Below are 22,496 nucleotides of genomic sequence, written 5' to 3' on the forward strand. Positions count from 1 at the left end.
TGAAAAAAAATCGTAGCCTGGGTGCAGAAGGTTCGGCCTCGGCTCAAGACCTCCCTTAGACGCAAATGTCTTTTCGAGTTTTGTTGGGCCAAAGCTCAACCAACAGATACTAGACCCAGCGACAACACTATCCCTCAATATAAAGATGACATTAACTGAGAGTATTGATAGCATGATGCAAGTTCAGATAATCGATTTAGCAAAATGGAAGTTGCGTATGCAAAATATTATTAATCGAATACAGAAGCGAGCTCAAAAACATCCTCAATCTGAAGCAATTCTCTATTTAGAAGATGGAAAACATCCGACTGCAAGCCTCACTTTTGGCGCCTTGGATCATCAAGCCAGAATTATTGCCGCCCATTTACAAGCCCATCACATGAAGGGCAATCGTGTGGTCCTTCTCTACCCAACGGGGATTGAATTTATAGTCAGTTTGATAGGATGTTGGTATGCAGGTGTCATTGCTGTGCCAGTACACTGCCCTAAAATCGATGAATTTACCATACACGAAGCGTTTCTGAACAGTATAGCGAACGATGCGGATATTGCTGCCGTTTTAAGCCTGGATTCATTTCGTTCCAGTATTGAGACGACTCTCAAGAAAAAAGTACCTGTGTTGGCCACGGATAGCCTAAACAACAAACTGGCCAACGATTATCAAGCCGTTCATATCACTGAGGATACCATCGCCTATTTGCAATATACATCCGGGTCAACCTCTACCCCCAAGGCAGCAATAATCACCCATGGTAATTTACAACATAGTCTGCAAGAAACCCTCAAAGTGTGGCATTACACCAAGAAAAGTATTACCCTGACCTGGGCTCCCCATACCCATGTTTACGGATTAGTATGTGGGATCCTGGTACCTCTATATCATGGCACACTGGCAATTATTATGCCGCCTGCTGCCTTTATCAATAAGCCGATTACTTGGTTATCTGCCATTTCAACCTACCGGGTCACCCATAGCGGTTGTCCTAATTTTGGTTATGATATTTGCGTGCGTGACATTCAGGATGAAGAACTTGCCTCGCTGAATTTAAAACATTGGAAGGTAGCAATTAATGGTGGCGATATGGTTCAGTATCAAACCCTTACTCGTTTCGCCGCAAAATTCAAAGTATGTGGTTTTGAGTTAAACCAATTCTGTTCAGCCTACGGGATGTCCGAATTATCGGGAGCAATTGCCGTGACGTCTTTTGGTTGTGAACCTTGCTCGTTACCACTGCAAGAGCGTGCACAGCGACAATTGGTCAGTAGCGGCAAATTATTACCAGGACTGCAGGCCGTTGTGGTTGACCCTCAAACGAAACAGCCTGTTGCCCAGGGTGAAACCGGTGAACTCTGGTTATCAGGCAAATCGCTGGCTCAAGGCTATTGGCGACGTCCTGAGGAAACACAGGAGGTATTTCATGCGACGTTATCTGGCGGTGATTTAACCTATTTTAAAACCGGAGATTTGGGATTTATCTTTGACGATGAAATTTATCTAACTGGACGGTTAAAAGAAGTCGTCGTCGTTTATGGCAAAAAATATTATCCGCTTGATTTGGAGGCTACCGTCGCCAATGCGCTGGCCCAATTCCAGATCAAACTGCCCCAAGTGGTCTTTTCTACAGAAATTAAGGGTACAGAAAAAATTATCGTTGTTCAGGAATTGTCGGAAGAGGCAGATAAGTCGCTCTATCCTGAGATCAAAAACACAATTCGATATGCGATCACCAAACACCATGGGCTGGATGTTCATGAAGTCCTATTAAGCCCTAAGGGGGCAATTCCCAAAACCGGAAGTGGCAAATTGCAACGAAAGAAAACCGAATTACTCTTTAATGAACAACGTCTTGCGCTATTAACACAAAATGAGCCCATCAAGGCGATAACTCAGCAAAATGAAGCGCACAGTAAAAACCTATTCATCACGCAGATCGCTAAAGTATTAAACAAAGAGCCGCAAGAAATCGACTTGCATGCACCATTAAGCCATTATTCCTTTGACTCGATCAATATCATTCAGCTCACCAGTGTGCTTAATGCAACCTATCAACTCGCCCTCTCTCCTGCAGCTTTGTATGAGTACGCTACTTTAGCAGAGTTTTATACTGACTTATTGGAAGCAAAAACGGTTGTGGCGGAGCCAGAAGAAGCGCAGCAACCCTGCTCTCAAACTCTTACCGAAAACGACATCGCCATCATCGGAATGAGCGGTATTTTTCCACAAGCACCTGATGTGGATACCTTTTGGGATAATTTATGTCAAGGGATAGATTGCATCAGTGAAGTCCCTTTATCCCGATGGAACTGGCGTGATTTAACCGTGAGGTGGGGTGGTTTTATTGACCAGGTGGATCAATTTGATGCGGCATTTTTTAATATTTCACCTCACGAAGCAGAACTGATTGATCCGCAACAACGATTATTTTTGCAGATTGCCTGGAAAACCATTGAAGACGCTGGATATACTCCGTCATCCCTTGCGGCATTGAAAACAGGTTTATTTGTAGGGGTATTTAATCATGATTATGCTGAGTTATTGCAAAAAAATGGGGTTATGGATGCCTATCTGACTACCGGTACGATGCACAGTATGATTGCAAATCGTATTTCCTACATTTTAAATTTGCGCGGCCCCAGTGAGGCAATTGATACTGCATGTTCCAGCTCCCTCGTGGCCATTCACCAAGCAGTGCACGCGATTTTGCAAGGCGATTGTGAACTGGCGCTTGCAGGAGGAGTGAATACATTAATTACCCCTACCTCTTTTATTGCAGCCCAGCACGCAGGGATGCTTAGTAACGATGGACGTTGTAAAACATTTGATAAAAACGCCAATGGTTATGTTCGGGGCGAAGGGGCAGGCGCCATTTTATTAAAAAAATTATCGCAGGCATTGCAAGATGGAGATCATATCTATGGAGTAATTAAAGGCACGGCGGTAAATCATGGAGGGCATGTGAATACCCTCACTGCACCTAATCCCAATGCCCAAGCAGAAGTCATTATTTCAGCGTGCCAGCGGGCGCAAGTACCCATTGACAGCATTCAATACATTGAAACCCATGGCACCGGTACCCCACTAGGTGATCCCATTGAAATTAACGGCTTAAAAAAAGCATTTCAATACCTGGCCTTAGAGCAAAACATTGACTCGTTGCCACAACACTACTGTGGGTTAGGAGCGGTGAAAACTCATATTGGTCATTTGGAGTCTGCCGCCGGAATCGCGGGGATTATAAAAACTTTATTAGCCATGATGCATGAAAAGCTGCCGGCTAATTTACATTTAAATGAATTAAATCCTTACATTGAAATTGAGAACAGCCCATTTTATCTCATTGAGAAGCCCACTCAATGGTCAAAAGTCCCGGGTAAACCTAGAAGGGCAGGAGTGAGCTCCTTTGGTTTTGGGGGGGCGAACGCGCATATTATTCTTGAAGAGCCTCCCGAACGAACACCTGTTTCTCCTCCGGAGCATCCTGTACACCTTATTTGCTTATCAGCAATGACTCTCAATGGATTGCAGCAACGGATGATTGATCTGCTCAACTGGTTGGAAAACCAAAAGAATTTACCCACTTTAGCAGCACTCAGTTATACGTTAAATGCCGGCAGACAACATTTTAGCAAACGTTGTTGCATGATGGTGAAAACCATTGCGGAATTAAAGAAACAATTAAGGTCTATTTTATCCAGCAAGGACATCCAAGCGCAGTTACTTGATTATAAATTACCCAATACCAATCATCACCCTGCTGATTTAACGCAACTATGCCACGACTACCTCAAAGGCAAATCCATTGATTGGCGCACCCTCTACGGTGAGTATCAGGAAAAAATCTCCCTTCCTAGCTACCCTTTCGCCAAAGAATCGCATTGGGTCTATATCAAAAAGAATGTGCATCACCCACATACCTTGATTGATGAGAATATTTCTACCTTCTCCTCGTCTGCTTTTAGTAAACGATTTACTGGAAATGAATTTTATTTGCGCGATCATCTGATTAACAACGAGCCGGTCTTGCCCGGTGCGGTGTGTTTGGAAATGGTTCGCATTGCCGCCAATATGGCGGCGAAAAATCAGCAAGTAACGACTTTAAGCCAGATCATTTGGGAAAGACCAATAAAAAATCCGGATTTGGCCACCCCACTGCATGTCGTTTTATTTCCGGAAACGGATAGTGCCTCATTCTCGATTACTGACCAAGACGAAGCAGTTTCTTATGTGCGTGGAATGATTCATTATACGGATAATTCTTCCGATGCCCCGCCCTACGTACTTAAGCTGAACGACTTAAAATCCACATTGCCTAATACTCAAGATCCCAAAGCCATTTACAGCTATTTTAATCATGCAGGGATAACCTACGGCCCCAGTTTTCAAGTCATTCAAAGCATACATTTTGATGAGCATCATCTTGTAGCAGAAATTGCTTTGCCTGCAAACCTAGCCACACAACATCATGAGTTAGTACTCCATCCCTGCTTATTGGATGGAATCTTACAGACTACCCAGGTACTGCTTAAAAATCGTGAAGTGCTATATCTCCCCTTTTCTATTGAACAATTAGATATTTATAAGCCTCTGCCCAATCTCTGCTATGTTCATGCAAGCCTGATCTCGACTGCGGACAGTCAGCATATGCCGACATTGAATATTCAAGTCAGCGATGCTGAAGGAGCACTCTTATTAGTCATTAACGGATTTAGCTTATATCCAGTGCATGAACCAGCAGCCACGGTAGCTTATTATAGCCATCAATGGATTCCCCAGGCTGCGCAGGCAGCAACCCAAAAACATCCAGACTCCATTCTGATTTTAGGCGATAACGAACAATCAGTGCTCGCCCTTAGCGCCCAATTCCCAGATCGTACTGTCTCATACCAGCTGCTGAAAGAACCTTCTCATTTAAATATCAACATCGATAAACTGAGCGAGTGTATTATTCTTGCTCTGGAAGAATTCCATACTGATTCTCTTTCAATAACAGAAATTCAGCAGAAAATGGAGCAAACGTATTATCTGGTTCATGCTGTAGTGAACCAAATCAGTAAATTAAAACCCAAACAGCCCATACAATTAGTCGGAATCGTTAAAAATGCCTCCATTTATTCCCGGGCATTGGATGGGTTTGCAAAGTGCTTGCATCAAGAACAATCCAACATCTCGTGTCGCTTCATTGAATTACATGATCTTAGCCTACTGACCAATGAATTAACTCAAAATGAGATATATGTCCGTTATGATCAACGGAATCAGCGTTACATCAGAGATTACTTCCCACTTCCGTTACTAAAAGAAACACCGCCACCGCTCAAGAAATCCGGTGTTTATTTAATTACTGGCGGCATGGGCGGCCTGGGCTATTTATTTGCTACCTATTTGGCCAAACATTATCAAGCCAAAATGGTATTAACTGGCCGTTCGCCGCTGTCAGAACGCCATCAAAAAAGAATCGCAGAACTCGAACAGCACGGCGCCTCGGTAGCTTATGTATCAACAGATGTCTCGTCTTACGAGGAGGTGCACGCACTGATTCAAATCATTAAAGAACGCTTTGGTGCATTAAATGGCATTATTCATGCGGCAGGACTTACTCAAGACGGCTTGATTGTCAATAAAACACTGCCTGAAATAGAAAAGGTTGTCGCCCCCAAAATTTTTGGTGCTTGCAATTTGCATACGGCAACACGCCAAGAACCTTTAGATTTTTTCGCTCTCTTTTCATCCGCCGCAGCAGTGTTTGGAAATTTAGGACAAAGTGACTATGCCTATGCCAATTGTTTTCTGGATGAATTTGCCTACACACGGGAGCAACAAAGAGCCCAGGGGCACTGTAATGGGCATACTCTTTCAATTAATTGGCCACTTTGGGAAGAGGGGGGTTTACAGATTGCTCCCGAATACCAACAGGAGCTTGAGCACACTCTAGGTATTCTGAGTTTGTCCACTGAGCAGGGATTGGGTGCTTTCGTGCACGCGTTACAGCACTCGGGTGAACATTTTATTGTTCTTCCGGGTTTTCAGCAAAAACTCAGGCAGGCATTGCAAAAAAATTCAATGGTGAAGCAATCCACCACTTCTTCCAAAGGTGTAATGCCCAATTTAGGTGAACACGCTGAAGCGTTTTTAAAGAACATACTCGCTGAGATTTTAAAGTGCTCACCAGAACGTATTGATGGTGATACGCCTTTCGAACAGTACGGCATCGACTCCTTAATGATTATTCAACTCAATCAACGCTTGGCCAAGGAGTTCTCTGCATTACCCAAAACCTTATTTTTTGAATGCCAAACTATGGCTGATTTAACCGAATACTTCATGGAGCATTACCCCGATGAATTGATTCAACATTTATCGCATGTACCTTGGTCCTCCCCGCACGGACAGGGGCTTAACCTCAATCAGACACCAATAGCAACCCAGAAACGGTTGAAAATGACCGAGTCGAGTCACTCAACTACAACGTCCCAAAGCTTAATGACCCCGCCAAGACCACTGAGTTCGAGGAACAATATCTCAAAATCGCAGGATATCGCCATTATTGGGATCAGCGGACGCTATCCAGAAGCGCAGGATTTAACAGAATTTTGGCACAATCTGTATGCAGGAAAAGACTGTATTACAGAAATTCCTGAGGATCGCTGGGCTTTAGCAGATTATTTTGATGCCCATCAAGAGCGCCAAGGTAAAATGTACAGCAAATGGGGTGGCTTTTTAAAGGATGTGGATCAATTTGACCCCCTCTTTTTTAATATTTCCCCTCGTGAAGCCGCCCTCATGGATCCCCAGGAACGATTATTTTTAGAAACCGCATGGAAAACCATAGAAGATGCCGGCTACGCTCGAGAAGCCTTAGTTAGGAGAAAAATTGGGGTCTATGTCGGTGTCATGTATGGCCAGTATCAGTTGTTTGGCCATCAATCATCATCCTCCGGTCAGTTTGTGCCAACGAATTCGGTGTTTGCTTCCATTGCGAATCGGGTTTCTTATTTTTTTGATTTTCATGGTCCGAGTATCGCGCTGGATACCATGTGTTCTTCTTCGCTTACTGCCATCCATTTGGCTTGTCAAAGCATTCATAAAGGCGAATGCGAGATGGCACTTGCTGGTGGAGTGAATCTATCGCTGCATCCCAATAAATACCTTTTGCTAAGTCATGGAAAGTTTTTAGCAAGTGACGGGCATTGCCGCAGCTTTGGTGAAGGAGGTGATGGTTATGTTCCTGGCGAAGCTGTGGGGGCAGTATTGCTCAAACCCCTGGATAAAGCACTCGAAGATGGCGACCTTATTTACGCGGTGATTAAGGGAAGTCATCTGAATCATGGTGGCAAAACCAATGGTTACACAGTACCCAACCCCAATCTTCAAGCCGAGTTACTGGCAGAAACCTACCAACAAGCCAAGGTTGACCCAGCACATGTCAGTTATATCGAGGCACATGGTACCGGAACTTCTCTGGGTGACCCTATTGAAATTGCCGCATTAAATAAAGTATTCGGCCAATCCATGCAACACCAATGTGCCCTTGGTTCAGTCAAATCGAATATCGGACATTGTGAGTCTGCCGCAGGGATTGCTGCAGTCACCAAAGTAGTCTTACAACTTCAACACCGTACTTTAGTCCCTTCGCTGTTCTCAACCACCTTGAATGCCAACATCGACTGGTCGCTCACCCCATTTAGGGTGCAGCAAACCGTCAGTGAGTGGAAGCAACCCATGCCCACTATGCCGCGAATTGCGGGGATCAGCTCTTTTGGTGCTGGAGGTTCTAATGCCCATTTGATTTTGTCAGAAGCACCAGCGGTATTTTCTTCTCCGGCAAAGAACAAATCACATTATTTGCTCACGCTATCGGCCAAAACCGAATTCGCCTTACATCAACGTCTCGATGATTTATTGGCATGGCTCGAGCAAAATCCATCAGCACAACTAGAGCAGGTTAGTTACACCTTAAATGCAGGCAGAAGTCATTTTGAGTATCGTTGCGCCATGGTAGCCAGCTCGCTTGATGAGGTAATCCGTTTCATTCAACAGGTTAAAGCAGGACACAATCCGACTCAGGTGTTGATACAGCAACATGCAGGCAATACCTCTGAAAACCGCCTTATCAACACCACGCTTTTGCCTTTAGTCATGCAGCAATTGTCACAAGCAGCTCAATATCAAGAGGCTTTGCTGGCACTGGCAAAATTGTATGTGGAAGGCCAAAATCTCGATTGGCAGCAAATCCACACCGGCGAATCCAGGAAAAAAATATCTTTACCCACCTATCCCTTTGCCAAAGAGCGTTATTGGTACTCTGATGAGGAGCAACGTGCTTCGGCTCAAGACAAGCCAATCCCCGGGACATTAACCGCAAATAAGCTTTCGGATAAAGTAAATTCCTTTCTGATGCGAGAAGTCACTCGAATATTGAATTTGACCCAACACCGAATTGCCTTAGAAAAAAATCTTGGGGAATACGGCATGGATTCGGTGCATTTTATCGAATTGGCCAAAAAGATTACGGAGCATTACGCAATAGAATTCACCCCTGCGGTGTTCTTTACTCACAGCAGCATTTTATCAATCAGCCAATATCTTATCGATCAATTTCCAGAGGCAGTGGCATCAACACACCAGGAGGTGGCCCAACTGCGCGTCAATACTCATCCAGTAAAATCGAGACGTATAGTAGCCAATGAGCCGGATTCAATTGCGATTATTGGGATGCAAGGAATTTTCCCTCAAGCAGATGACCTTAGCTCATTTTGGCAGCATTTGGTTGATGGCCATGATTTAGTGACGGAGATCCCTGCAGAACGCTGGGACTGGCGTGATCATTACGGCATTGATGCCAATCAAAGCAACTCCAAATGGGGTGCTTTTATCAACCATTTCGATCAATTCGACGCCGGCTTCTTTAATATTTCAGCCCGCGAAGCAAATCTTATGGATCCACAACAACGCCTCTTTTTGGAAATTGCATGGAAAGTCATCGAAGACGCAGGCTATGATCCCTTTGCATTATCTTCACAGAACATTGGGGTTTTTGCCGGAGTTGAGTTTAGTGAATATCAAACGTTAATTGCCAAACAACAAAAAGAACATCATGGATTTATCGCCACAGGCAACTCACATAGCATGATTGCCAATCGTGTCTCCTACTTTTTCAATTTCCAAGGTCCAAGTGAGTCCATCGATACCGCCTGTTCAAGCTCACTGGTTGCGATACATCGTGCGGTACAAGCCATTCGCCATGGTGAATGCGATATGGCCATTGCCGGTGGCGTAAGCCTGATATTAAGCCCAGATACCCTAGTAGTTACCAGCCAATTAGGTGCCTTATCTGCAGATGGACGTTGCAAGACTTTTGATAAGGCGGCCAATGGCTATGTCAAAGGGGAAGGCGTCGCCGCGCTTTTACTAAAACCTTTAAAGCAAGCGCAATACGATGGGGATCATATCTATGGGGTCATTAAAGCCTCGGCCGTAAACCATGGCGGCAAAGCGCAATCTCTGACAGCACCTAATGCTGCCGCACAAAGTGAGTTATTGATTCGTGCTTACACCCAAGCCAACATCAATCCAGACACGGTAACCTGCATTGAAACTCATGGTACAGGAACCGCTTTAGGTGATCCGGTAGAGATTGAAGGATTGAAACGTGCGTTTACCACCCTACTTGGCTCTGAAATCAGACCAGACTCAATTGCTTTAGGTTCTCTAAAAACCAATATCGGCCATTTAGAACCCGCCTCAGGAATAGCGGGAGTCATCAAGTTGATTCTGGCCATGACCCATGAAACCCTACCCGGTATTTTGCATTTAAATGAATTAAATCCTTACATCAATTTAGCCAATTCCCCCTTCTACATTGCCAAAGAGACACAAACCTGGCGTCGCATCAAATATAAAACAGGAGATGATATTCCATTGCGTGCAGGCGTTAGCTCTTTTGGATTTGGTGGCACCAATGCACATATTATTCTTGAGGAAGGTCGCCCCCACCAGACCATCGTTGAGCGCCATCCAACAAAACCCTATTATTTAATTGCACTTTCAGCCAAACACCAGGAGAGTTTGCAACAAAAAATAGAGGATCTCTACCAATGGCTCAAGCAAAATAAAGAAACGGTTTTCTTACCATCCCTCAGTTATACACTCAATGCTGGTCGTGCGCATTTTGTGTACCGTTGTGCTCTGGTAGTAGACTCCTTGGATGCATTACTCCAGGCGTTGAACTTGTTAATCCAACATGAAACCCCAGAATATTGCCTATTAAATGAAGGTCAAACCTTGACGATTCAGGGACCGGTATTCGATGAAGTATATCAAGCAGCAATCAAGGCATTGCACCAGCCAGACAATCCAGAGCAGTATCGCCACAAATTATTTATCTTGGCTGATCTCTATACGAAACACTATGCCATTGACTGGCAACAAGTCTATGTTGGGGAAAAAATATCGCGATTAGGTGCTTTACCTGCCTACCCATTCATCAAGCAACGCTATTGGTATGACCAGGAATTAAATGCCACACCAGCACCCACAGTCCTCGTACCGGTGGTCAAACAAGCCATCCCAGTAGCAATGGATCTGTCCAGCCAGGTATTAAGCTATTTACAGCACATCTTTGCAGAAAAATTACGTACCGAACCTAAATGCATTCACGTGGATGAAACCTATGAGGTTTATGGCGTTGACTCACTAATTGGCTTGGAAATAACCAATCGCTTGGAGAAAGATTTTGGCAGCTTACCCAAAACATTACTCTATGAACGCAATCGATTAAATGATTTAGCCAAATTTTTCATCAAAAATCATAAAGAAAAATTGTCTGGTCTCGTGTCGACAGGCCATGCGTTACCCACACCAATCCCAGAGGAGATAGAAACGTCGCAACCCATCACAATGACTTGTGAATACCCAAGTCAATCATCCCAGGATATTGCAATTATTGGCTTAAACGGAACCTTTCCAATGGCCAACTCCATGGATGAGTTTTGGCATAACTTAAGCTCAGGACGTGATTGCGTGGGCGAAGTGCCGGCTGATCGCTGGAATTATAAAGAGTACCCGGTAATGATCGGAGGTGAGGAGCATTATTTCCCGCATGGAGGCTTTATACCTGATGTCGATAAATTCGATCCCTTGTTTTTTAATATCTCCCCACGCGATGCTGGACTTATGGATCCGCAAGAGCGTTTATTCATGCAGTCTGTGTGGTCTACTTTAGAAGATGCAGGTTATACGCGCGACAAATTAAAGAGTAAAGCAAACAATTCGGTCGGTGTCTTTGCTGGCGTGACTTATAATTTTTACCCACTGTTTATTGCAGAGGAGTGGCAAAAAGGAAATCGTGTGCCACTGGATATCCAATCATTCTCCGTAGCCAACCGGATTTCCTACTTTCTTGATGTAAACGGTCCAAGCTTTGTGGTCGATACAGCCTGCTCATCCTCCTTGGCAGCAATCCATTTAGCGTGCGAGAGCCTGTTACGAGGTGATTGTAAAATGGCAATTGCCGGTGGCGTCAACTTGTCGTTACATCCCAGTAAATACCACTTCCTAGGCAGTTTTAATTTTATGTCGGAACAAGGTCGTTGTGCGAGCTTTGCTGAGGGAGGAACCGGATATGTACCCGCCGAAGGTGTTGGCTCTGTATTGCTGAAACCTCTAGCTGACGCAATTGCCGATAAGGATATGATTTATGGGGTCATTAAAGGGAGCAGCATGAATCATGGGGGAAAAACCAGCGGCTATACTGTTCCTAATCCCAATGCGCAAGCAGCGGTGATTCTCCAAGCCTTAAAAAAGGCACAAGTTGATGCTCGAACGATATCCTATATCGAAGCGCATGGTACAGGAACGGCCTTAGGAGACCCTATAGAAATTCGTGGTCTTCAAGATGCCTTTGAACATTTTACGGAAGACAAGCAATTTTGTGCGATAGGTTCAGTCAAATCCAATATTGGACATTTGGAGTCAGCCGCAGGTGTATCCCAATTGGCCAAGGTCCTTTTACAAATGCGTCACCAAAAATTAGTACCTACCTTGCATAGTGCTCAATTGAACCCCTTTATTGATTTTCAAAACTCACCTTTTTACGTACAACAAGAGCTCAGCGATTGGCAGCCTGACCATGATCTACCCCGTCGTGCCGGAGTCAGTTCTTTTGGTGCGGGTGGCGCAAATATACATATGATAATTGAAGAATACCGACCACCAAGAAAACAGCAGAATATCGTAAATGGCCCGTATGTCTTCATACTATCTGCATTAAATGAGGAGCGATTGGCAGCAAAAATACAGCAAATGCACCACTATTTGTTACAACACTGCCCTACAGAAAATAAAGAATGGCTTCGAGATGCATGCTTTACGTTACAAACCGGACGAGAGCATATGACCGCACGATTCGCAGTGCTCATCACCAACAAAGACGAGTTGCTTACGGCCTTGGCGAATTATCCTCAGGGTAATGGTTCTAAGTTCTGGATAAATCCTAATGCACCAAGTAATCCCCAACCCGCAGTTCATTTAGCCGAGTTAATCAGGAGCGCCCACTATGAAGAATTAGCTCAACATTGGGTTAATGGAGCAAAAATAAATTGGGACCAATTATACACACAACAATCACCCAACATTATCTCCTTACCTACCTATCCCTTTACGAAACGACGCTGCTGGATTCCCACTAAGGAAGTGGAAACACAACCCGTAGCATTAGCCAGTGTGCAACCAAACATCCCTCCTGTAGTCCGCATTAGCGCAGAGATTGACGCCCAAGATTGGCTTTATCGGACCCAATGGGAGAAAAATCCTCAAGTCACTCAGACCGGATTGTCAAAACATGAGGGAAAATGGTTGATTTTTTGTGATCAAGAATCAATTCCTGCATTGAGGCAGCAGTTTGCAAGCGGTATTTATTGTTTTGCAAGCACCTCGGGTGCAGCAACTGATCAGGATGAGTACGCAATCAATGGATCGCAAAAAGCAGATTATGAGCAATTATTTGCGACAATCCATGCATTGCACCAAGAACATTTACACGGAGTTATCTATCTATGTTCTGCAGTGGCTCCTCCTGAAACCTATACTAGAGAGAATACTGCTCAAACATTGTTATACCTGCTCCAGGCCATGATTGAGCATTCTTGGCAACATCAACTGACGTTTTGTCTTGCCTCACAATCCGCCCAACACGTAAATCCCCATGACTCGGTCAATATAGGGCAACATCATCTTTGGTCCATGACCCGCATTTTTGCTGCCGAACAGGCAAAATACCAAGCCTTGCTGCTTGATTTGGAGAGGGATGCAGGGATAGAACAAAATGCCAAGATCCTGGCTCAAGAATTGACTCATTACCAAGTGCAACAAAATCATGTTGCCTATCGTGCTGGCCAACGCTATACCCTTCGTTTCATGCCTTATCAGATGCCACAAAATCATGAGCTAGCTCCCTCTTACACTACTCCTGTGGCTGCGTTAATTACCGGCGGTTTAGGTGCGTTAGGTTATGAAATAGCAGAATCTCTCGTGGCCGAAGGGACACGCTTTATCTTGCTTACTGGAACAACCCAATTGTCTGCTCAAACCGCAGAAAAAAACACCTGGCTCAAACAATTAGAAGCTCGAGGAGCACAGGTTCGCTACGCGGCGGTCGATGTAGCTGACAAAGAACACATGCAAAAGGTGATTATGAATGCCGAAAAAGCATGGCAGCAGCCCATTGATGGCGTTTTTCATTTGGCTGGAATCACGACGGATAATGTCACGATTGCCGATATGGACGAAGCATTATGGAACAAGGTATTACGCGTCAAAATACAGGGCTCATTGGTGTTGCATGAACTCTTTTTACAATCCCGATTGTCGTGCTTCGTGTTGTTTTCTTCCATTGCTGCAGTGCCTCATTTTGGTATGGCTGGGCTTAGTGCCTATGCCGTAGCCAATGAATTCATGAGCGGCCTAGCTTTATATCGTCGCAGCATGCAATTACCTGCATCCAGCATTAACTGGGTCGCCTGGTCGGAAAAAGGAATGAGTCACCGGCATAATCATGATGCATTTTTAGATGCGGTAGGCATGGCGTCGCTAAGTATTAAGGATGGAGTTGCCCTATTTCATACCCTTCTCAGACTTAATCTTGCTGAAATTACGGTGTGTCACATTCAATGGAAGAAATTCTTACACGTTAATCCCACCGCCAAACAACTGGATTTCTTTAACTATTTTGTTGCTGAGTTTGCTGCAAGCCCATCCACAGTGGTCGTTTCTACATTAAACCCCGAAGAAATTCCGGCATTAGTTCTGAATCTCTTTGGGAGCGTCTTAGGCTTGGACGTGGCTGAAATTGATCGGGAAACCCCTTTCCAGCAATACGGGATGGACTCCATTACCGGCATCGATTACACCGAAGCACTCGGTCAACATTTTCCCGATGTGGTCGCACCGATGGACTTATACCGCTACCCCACCCTCAATCAATTGACGAATTACATCATGCAACGCGTGCAAATAAACTGCGAGCCCAGTCCTGCACCACTTTTTAGTGCGGAGGCTATTGATTTGGAGCACTTAAACGCTGCACAACTCAATGAACTACTTGAACTGGAATTAAAAGAGCTAGAGCTGGCCTATGAATGATACCACTACTTTAAAAAAATCATTGTTGATGATTCAAAAGCTTAAAAAACTTTTGCAGGAACAAAATGAACAATCATTTGATCCCGTTGCGATTATTGGGATGAGCTGTCGTTTACCCACAGCAAATACCCCGCAAGAATTTTGGGAGTTATTATGCCAAGGTAAACAGGTCATTTCTTCAATCCCCGATGAACGTTGGGAGCTGCTAAAAGGAACTCGAGAACCCGAACAACGTGATGTCAATTTACCTTATTGGGGTGGCTACTTGCAGCAGATTGAGGCGTTTGATGCCTATTTTTTTGGCATAAGCCCCCGCGAAGCCATGCGCATGGATCCGCAACAACGTATTTTAATGGAGGTCGCTTATGAATCCCTTGAAGACGCTGGTTTAACTGTTGAAACCTTAGCCGGCTCCAATATGGGCGTTTTTTCGAGCTTATACGCAAGCCAGTTCAGTCATCTACAAAAGCTGGACTCAGATATGGATGCTTTGTTTATTCCTACAGGAAGTGCCATCAGTATGGCAGCCAATCGCTTATCGTATTTATTCGATTTGCGGGGTCCTAGCCTGGTATTAGATACTGCATGCTCCTCTTCACTGATTGCCATACAATTAGCATGCCTCAACTTACAGGCAAAATTATGTGATACCGCCCTGGTCAGCGCAGTGAATATCAATTTATTACCCTCCATTCACGCGGTTTTAGCCAAAGCAACGATGCTCTCGCCAACTGGACAGTGCCACACTTTTGATGCCAAAGCGGATGGTTATGTGCAAGGCGAAGGAGCAGGCTCCATTGTGCTCAAACCACTTTCCAAAGCATTAAAGGATCAAGACAAAATCTATGCCGTGATCACCGGAGGGGCGATAAATCAAGATGGCAAAACAAATGGTTTAACCGCCCCCAACGGTTTGCAACAAGAACAATTATTACGTTCCGCCTATCGAGCAGCCAAAACAGACCCTGCGCACATTGCCTATATCGAATGTCATGGAACAGGAACCTTTTTGGGGGATCCTATTGAAGTGCAGGCTTTGGGAGAGGTGATTGGCAACAATCGTAATCCTGAAAAACCCTGCTGGATTAGCTCAGTCAAAACCAACGTAGGCCATCTGGAACCTGCAGCAGGTATTATCAGTGTGATTAAGGTGGCTTTAGCTTTAAAAAAAGGGTTGCTTCCCCCCCACCTTAATTTTACAGAGGCAAACCCGCATATCCCCTTTGATCGTTATTCTTTGCGTATCCCGCAGCAAACAGAACCATTACCTCGCTATGGTGATAAGTGCATTGCGGGCGTGAGTGGCTTTGGTTTTGGTGGTGCCAATGCCCATCTTGTACTCCAGGAACATTCTGTAAATGAGCAACCTGACTGCACACAGGCCCTCACTCGAGATAAAGAATTATTTACCATTTCGGCAAAAGAGCCTGCTGCATTATCTGCTTTGATTGGGCTTTGGTGTGATTTTTTAAAAAACAATCCAGAAACGAACCTGGCGCAACTCTGCTACAACCTCCATCTCAAACGTTCCCATTACGTACATCGTCTCGCCATAATCAGCACCTCAATTGCGGATCTTTACCAAAAGCTGGAGATTTTACGTGCCGATCCTCATACGAAAAATAAACAGATATTTATCAATCAGGAACTGAAAAAATCCAACAGCCCGCTGAAAATATCGGAGTTTGCGACCATAGACTTACCGCTTTTAGCGAAAAACTATATCAACCATGCACAGGTTGATTGGAAGAAATTTGAAGCACAACGAACTTACATGCCTCTGGATATGCCGTTTTATCCATGGCAGCGTAAAACTCATTGGCCAACTTTCGAGCAAATCGCGACAAGCAAACATGGCAATACCAACCATCCTATGCGAGGAAGAGTCCTTTCTTCGCCTTTATCCGCCCGACAATTTGAGTTTGTCTTTGATACCAAAACACTGCCGGAGGTTCAGGATACTTTTTATGTTTTGCATGCAGGCTATTATCTGGAAATGTTAGCTTATGCCTCCGAGAAACTACAACCAATAGGCTCCTTTAGCATACATCATCTTAATTATTTATCCCCTATATTAGTTCTGGATGGAAAAACCGTCTTGGTCCACTTAATCATCGAACAGGATGAAAATAATGCATTATCTTTTCGTTTTTTCAGCAGTGATGGCACCGAACATTGGATAGAACATGCAACTGGATGCTTAGCTCTGCATGCTCCCACTCGCAACGAATTCGAACAAGCCAAGCTCAAGCTGATGCAAGGACTTCCTGCGTCAGGAACTATGGAACATTTTTACAACCGCATCACAGAAATGGGGATGCCCGCCGGTGGGACCATTCGTTGGGCACATCAATATTGGGTCAATAACAATGAATTGTTTTGTGAATTACGCGAACCTAAAGCTGCAGAGCGTGGAAAGCAATTTGTAACGCAAATGCATCCAGGAATCATCGATGCTTGCATTCAAACTCTCTTTTTATTATTGCCAGAACAATTGTCTAAACCCTATATTGCATCACATATGGGCACTGTAGAATTTTATGGTTCTGCAGAAGACCAACGATACATTCACACCGTATTAAAAGAACTCCATCCGGAAGGGAAGCATATCATTGCGGACTGGTACTTGTTGGATAAACACTATAGGGTGATTGCTCAATGCCATGATCTACGCATGACCGTACTCAACGATACCCTACAAATTAATCAAATTATGGAGATCCAGTCTCAATTCCAACTCGATTTATCTTTACCTTATGAGGCATGTAAACATCAATTGATTCATTATTTGACTGAACAATTCGCGATGATTTTTTCGATGCCACAACATGACATTAGCCCCTTCCAATCCTTGCATGAATTAGGGATGGATTCGCTGATGGCCTTAGCGGTAATCCGAATCATAGAAACCAATTTGAACGTTACTTATTCTTTACCGCTCATGATGCAAGGGCCATCCATTAATGAGATTGCTGAGTATGTGTTATCAAGCCAATGGCTAGGCACGAAAATAGAGCCTAAGCCACAAAAACGTTTAGATAATCTGTGGATTGCCAATCGAAAAATTCAAGAAAATGCTCAAGTTCGCTTGTTTTGTTTTCCCTATGGCGGTGGTGGCGCCTCCATTTATCGTGAGTGGCAGCAGGAGTTCCCCGATTATATTGAAGTATGCCCGGTACAGTTGCCAGGTAGAGAAAATCGGATGGAAGAGCAACCCCTAGATAATCTTGATAATCTGATTTCTTTGTTGGCCCATCAGCTGCATCCCCAATTTGATTTACCATTTGCCTTTTTCGGCCATAGTTTTGGTTCACTGATTGGATTTGAGCTCACTCGGTATTTGCGTCGCCATCACTTTGCCACCCCGGTCCATCTTTTTGCATCAGCTTATCCTGATCCCCGGGTCCCCTCCAAAAGTTTGACGAATCTGCTGGCAAAACTACAACACTTCAATATCAATTTATTTGATTTAAATTCAGAACGACTCGGTGAATTAGACGACCAACAATTAACGACTTTATCCAGCGTATTTCAAGAAAATGGTATTGTTGATTACAGCGATGAGCGAATGAACAAAAGCATTATTAAGGTATTATTACCCATTTTTATCGGTGATATGAACATTGTAAAAAGTTATGCTTATCGTGATGAATTACCGTTAAAACTGGATTCCACTGTATTTTTAGGGACACACGATGCCTGGGTCGCTCCCGAAGATCATTTTGGATGGAGCAATCACTTCTTGAAACCCTGTGAATTTCAACAATTTGACAGCGGACATCTGTTTATAAGAGAAAAAGAAATAAGATCGAAAATCATTCAAAAAATTACCGATAAGCTCTCGTGTTTTAATACGGCAGAATGTGAGATCCAATAGTCTGAGTTGCTTTATAACCCGGATTAGCGCAGCGTAATCTGGGTAAATTACGTCAACCAATAATGGTTCTTCTCAAAACAATAAGTCGGTAAGATGACTTTTGATAATCCATGAGTATAGGGGGCATAATTCGCGGCCCAATCGACGTGTTTGCCATTTAAATAAGCACTTTTTAGATCGCCACCAATAACGATTTCTTCAGTCAACGTAGTTTCTACGGCTACGGTTTGACCTAATTGCTCAATCAACTCCTGCTTACTCTGAGCATAAATGGCTATCCGCCATTCGAAATGACTACGGCCTGTAGCTGCCGTGTAGCATATATCGGCTAATGAGTCCTTAGTGGTTTTCAAATAATCTTTATAGGCACCTATCAAAGACTGCAACGAGTTCTCCGTTTTTGCAGATAAAACAAAAAGTGGTGTTGCAGGTAACTCAATCGGTTCTTTTTTGTTGTCTTGAGCTGACTCCTCAATGATCACATGAGCATTAGTCCCATTAAAGCCAAAAGAGCTGATAGCAGCCCGACGAGGATTTTGGCCTCGTTCCCAAGGCTTGTTCACGGCCATCACTTCTGCAGGAAAGTTTAACCGAATATGCGGGTTGAGCAGCTTAAAATGAAGATTCGCTGGAATTTGCTCATGCTGTAAGGCCAAAATAGTTTTGATAAGGCCGGCGATACCCGCCGCAGCTTCCAAGTGACCAATGTTGGTTTTTACCGCCCCCAAATACAGCGGATGATTCAATTCCCTATGCTCACCATAGACCTGGCCTATTGCACCGATCTCGATAGGATCCCCTAAAGAAGTCCCTGTTCCATGGCACTCAATATAATCAATGTCATTCGATTTTAATCCCGATTTAATCAAAACAGACTGCAATAGTGATTTTTGCGCAGCACCATTAGGTACCGTTAGACCACTACTCGCACCATCCTGATTAATCCCGGATGCTTTGATAACCGCTAAAACTCGATCATTATCCCTTTGCGCTGCAGATAAAGGTTTTAAAATAACCACGCCACATCCTTCACCGCGAACATAACCATTTGCACTTGCATCAAACGTCTTACATGCCCCATCGGGCGATAGCATCCCCGCTTTTCTTAAATTGAGGGTGAGATCGAGAGACAAGAGCGCATTCACTCCGCCAACGATGGCGAGCCCGCATTCTTCGTTACGTATGGACAAACACGCCTGATGAAGAGCAACCAATGACGAGGAGCACGCTGTATCAATGGCCATACTTGGGCCTTGAAGCCCTAAAGCATAAGACAGTCGTCCAGAAGCGGAGCTTGCCGCATTACCCGTTGCGACGTGAGGGTGAATAATTAATTCTTTATGGCTAAAAATAATATGTTCATAATCATGACTCGAAATTCCAATAAACACCCCGGTGCTACTCCCACGTAATTGACGCGGATCGCACGCGGCATTTTCCAAGGCTCGCCATGCGTTGGTTAATAATAGGCGTTGTTGCGGATCCAAGAGCAAGGCCTCACGAGGTGAAATGGAGAAAAAACCCGCATCAAACTCGGTAATGCCATCAATGCAGCCTCCTTTTAGTGGCGGTAAGGAATTCAACGCCTCAGGGGATCGATTGCTGTAATATTCAGAGAACCAACGCTCTTTGGGAATCTCTCGCACCCCATCTTTTCCCTCCGCCAAAAGTTGCCAAAATTCATCGATGTCCTTAGCACCTGGAAATTGGCAGCTCATACCAATAACAGCTATCTCTTCATGCCATGGCGATCGAAGATTTTTTGAATGCTCTGGCGTCGATCGCTGAGGCTCTTCTTTTTTAGAGCTCAACTCCTCATACATATAATCAATTACTGCCTGGATATTGGGAAAATTAAATAATAACGAACTCTCCAAGATTAAAGCATTGCCTAATTTTGTCTGTAACAAATTAATTAATTCTACGGCATTAATTGAATCAAGGCCTAGGTCAAAAAATCCTTTACTCAAGTCGATGGGCGTGTCTTCCATAGGGATGTAGTGAGCAACTGATGTTAACACCAGATCTTTTATTGCCAATCGCTGCTCTTCCTTCGTCAACTGCTTAAATCCTTCGAACCATTGACTTGGATTTTTAACTGCATTCACCTCATGCTCATCAACTTGCAGCCTATCTTGCGCTTCAGAGGCAATAAAACGATAAAGGGGCAACAAATGATGTTCCTGAATAAATTGTTTACAACGTCTACGTTGTAACTTACCACTGCTTGTTTTAGGAATCGATTTAGCCGGTACTAAATGGATGGCCTTAGCCGTAATATGACTGTCTTGGCTTAGTCTTTGATTGATACGTTCAACGATCTCAGGATACGTTTGTGGCGCGGTTTTAGGCTTTAACTCGGCAACCACTACTAAAATTTCTTCATCTTCGACTTGATCAGCATAGGCAATCACACATCCTTTTCGTATCGTAGGATCTGCATGAAAAACGGATAACTCGATGTCTTGAGGGTAATAATTTTGGCCACGAATAATGATCATATCTTTTATTCGCCCACAAACGAAAAGCTCATTTTGGTATAAAAATCCAAGATCACCACTTCGCAAGTAGTTTTCATTCGAGGGATCATGAGCTAAATGTGCATGAAAGGTTTTCGCGGTTTCTTCTGGATTATTATAATAACCTTTCGCTACCGATTTACCTTGAATCCAAATCTCGCCAATCTCTAATTCACCACATTCGGTCAATAAGTCTGGATTCACGATTTTTAATGGCATCAGCGGGGTTCCACTACTTTCCAGGCAAGTAGAAGCACCATCACCTGGGTTAATGTCGACCTTATTCAGTTTTAATTGCTCCGAGTTGACAGAAAGTCTAATTTCCTCTGAAAGCGCGAATTTACTTGAGGTCATTACCGTGGATTCGGCCAAGCCATAACAAGGTAATAAAGCGTTCTTTTTCAGACCAGCAGAAGCAAACGTGGTATAGAAAAAATCCATCGTTTTAGGATTAATGGGCTCTGCTCCATTCGCAGCTACTTGCAGGCAACTTAGGTCCAATGTTGCAATATGTTCCTTAGTTTCTTTTGAGGCGCATAATTCATAAGCAAAGTTAGGGCCACCAGTTAGTGTGCACCGATATTTTGAGATCCCTTCCATCCATCGGGATGGTTTTGCTATGAAATCCAGAGTGGGTAACAGCACAGAAGTCCCGCCCACGTAGATTGGCTGAATCACGCCCGCAATTAAACCCATATCATGATAAGGAGGTAACCAGGAGTAGCAAATAGTATTGTCGCTGGTCTGGCAGGCATACTTAATAATTTCTGAGTTATCGACTAGGTTACCATGACTGACTAAAACACCTTTTGGTTCAGCAGTAGAGCCCGAAGTATATTGGATAAAGGCGATATCATCACAAAGAACTGGATAAGGTGTGATCTGGGTTATGTCAATTTTTATATCATGAGTAATAATCAACATATTAATTTCAATGGATTTCAATGTCTTAAACAACTGCTCATGCTTATCTGATAGGCCAACAAAAGATTTTAATCTGTTGGGAATAAAACGATTTATTTTTTGCGCGATATTGAGACCTCTTGAGGTCATTACGTCAAAAAGAATTAATTGTGGCTGAACATTCTCGATAATATGTAAAAATCGATTGGCCATCATTTTATTAAACGGTGGGACCAAAGGCACCGCAATTGTCCCAGTAGCCAAACAAGCAAAAAATCCTACGATAAAATCTATTCCGGGCTGAGCACATAAAATGATTCGATCTTTGGGATTTGCGTTTTGTTGAATTTGGTAAGCTAAATGAAAGACTCTAGCGATCAGTTCTTCATAGGTTATGACGTTGAGCTCTTTATCCTTACTTAACAACCGATAGGCCGGTTTTTGCGGAGAGTTTTGATAATTGAGCAACAGTTTGGAAATAATTGTATCGGTTGGGCTATTACCAGCAGAATCTTGCGACATATACCACCACTCTCAATCATTGAATTTTGGATAATTA

3 protein-coding genes are annotated in these 22,496 nt (G+C 43.8%); 2 read left to right on the forward strand and 1 reads right to left on the reverse strand.

The features are described from left to right. Positions 1–217: 217 nt before the first annotated feature. Positions 218–14,638: an SDR family NAD(P)-dependent oxidoreductase gene (locus OQJ13_RS06460; protein WP_265710021.1), complete on the forward strand. Its 14,421-nt coding sequence runs from the start codon at positions 218–220 to the stop codon at positions 14,636–14,638. Beyond that, positions 14,631–18,515, forward strand: a complete 3,885-nt coding sequence (locus OQJ13_RS06465) for a beta-ketoacyl synthase N-terminal-like domain-containing protein (RefSeq protein WP_265710022.1) — start codon at positions 14,631–14,633, stop codon at positions 18,513–18,515. The genes OQJ13_RS06460 and OQJ13_RS06465 overlap by 8 nt, the downstream gene beginning before the upstream one ends. Positions 18,516–18,562: 47 nt before the next feature. Here OQJ13_RS06465 and OQJ13_RS06470 read toward each other — a convergent pair whose 3' ends face one another. Next, positions 18,563–22,459 (reverse strand): beta-ketoacyl synthase N-terminal-like domain-containing protein, encoded by a 3,897-nt coding sequence (locus OQJ13_RS06470; RefSeq protein ID WP_265710023.1) that lies wholly within the window; start codon positions 22,457–22,459, stop codon positions 18,563–18,565. Positions 22,460–22,496: the final 37 nt, after the last annotated feature.

The sequence above is a fragment of the Legionella sp. PATHC035 genome, from assembly GCF_026191115.1.
Taxonomy (GTDB): domain Bacteria; phylum Pseudomonadota; class Gammaproteobacteria; order Legionellales; family Legionellaceae; genus Legionella.

Excerpts from the sequence above, each read along its gene's own strand:
- OQJ13_RS06460 (WP_265710021.1), top strand. The coding sequence starts at position 218 with ATGCAAAATATTATTAATCGAATACAGAAGCGAGCTCAAAAACATCCT.
- OQJ13_RS06465 (WP_265710022.1), top strand. The coding sequence starts at position 14,631 with ATGAATGATACCACTACTTTAAAAAAATCATTGTTGATGATTCAAAAG.
- OQJ13_RS06470 (WP_265710023.1), bottom strand. The coding sequence starts at position 22,459 with ATGTCGCAAGATTCTGCTGGTAATAGCCCAACCGATACAATTATTTCC.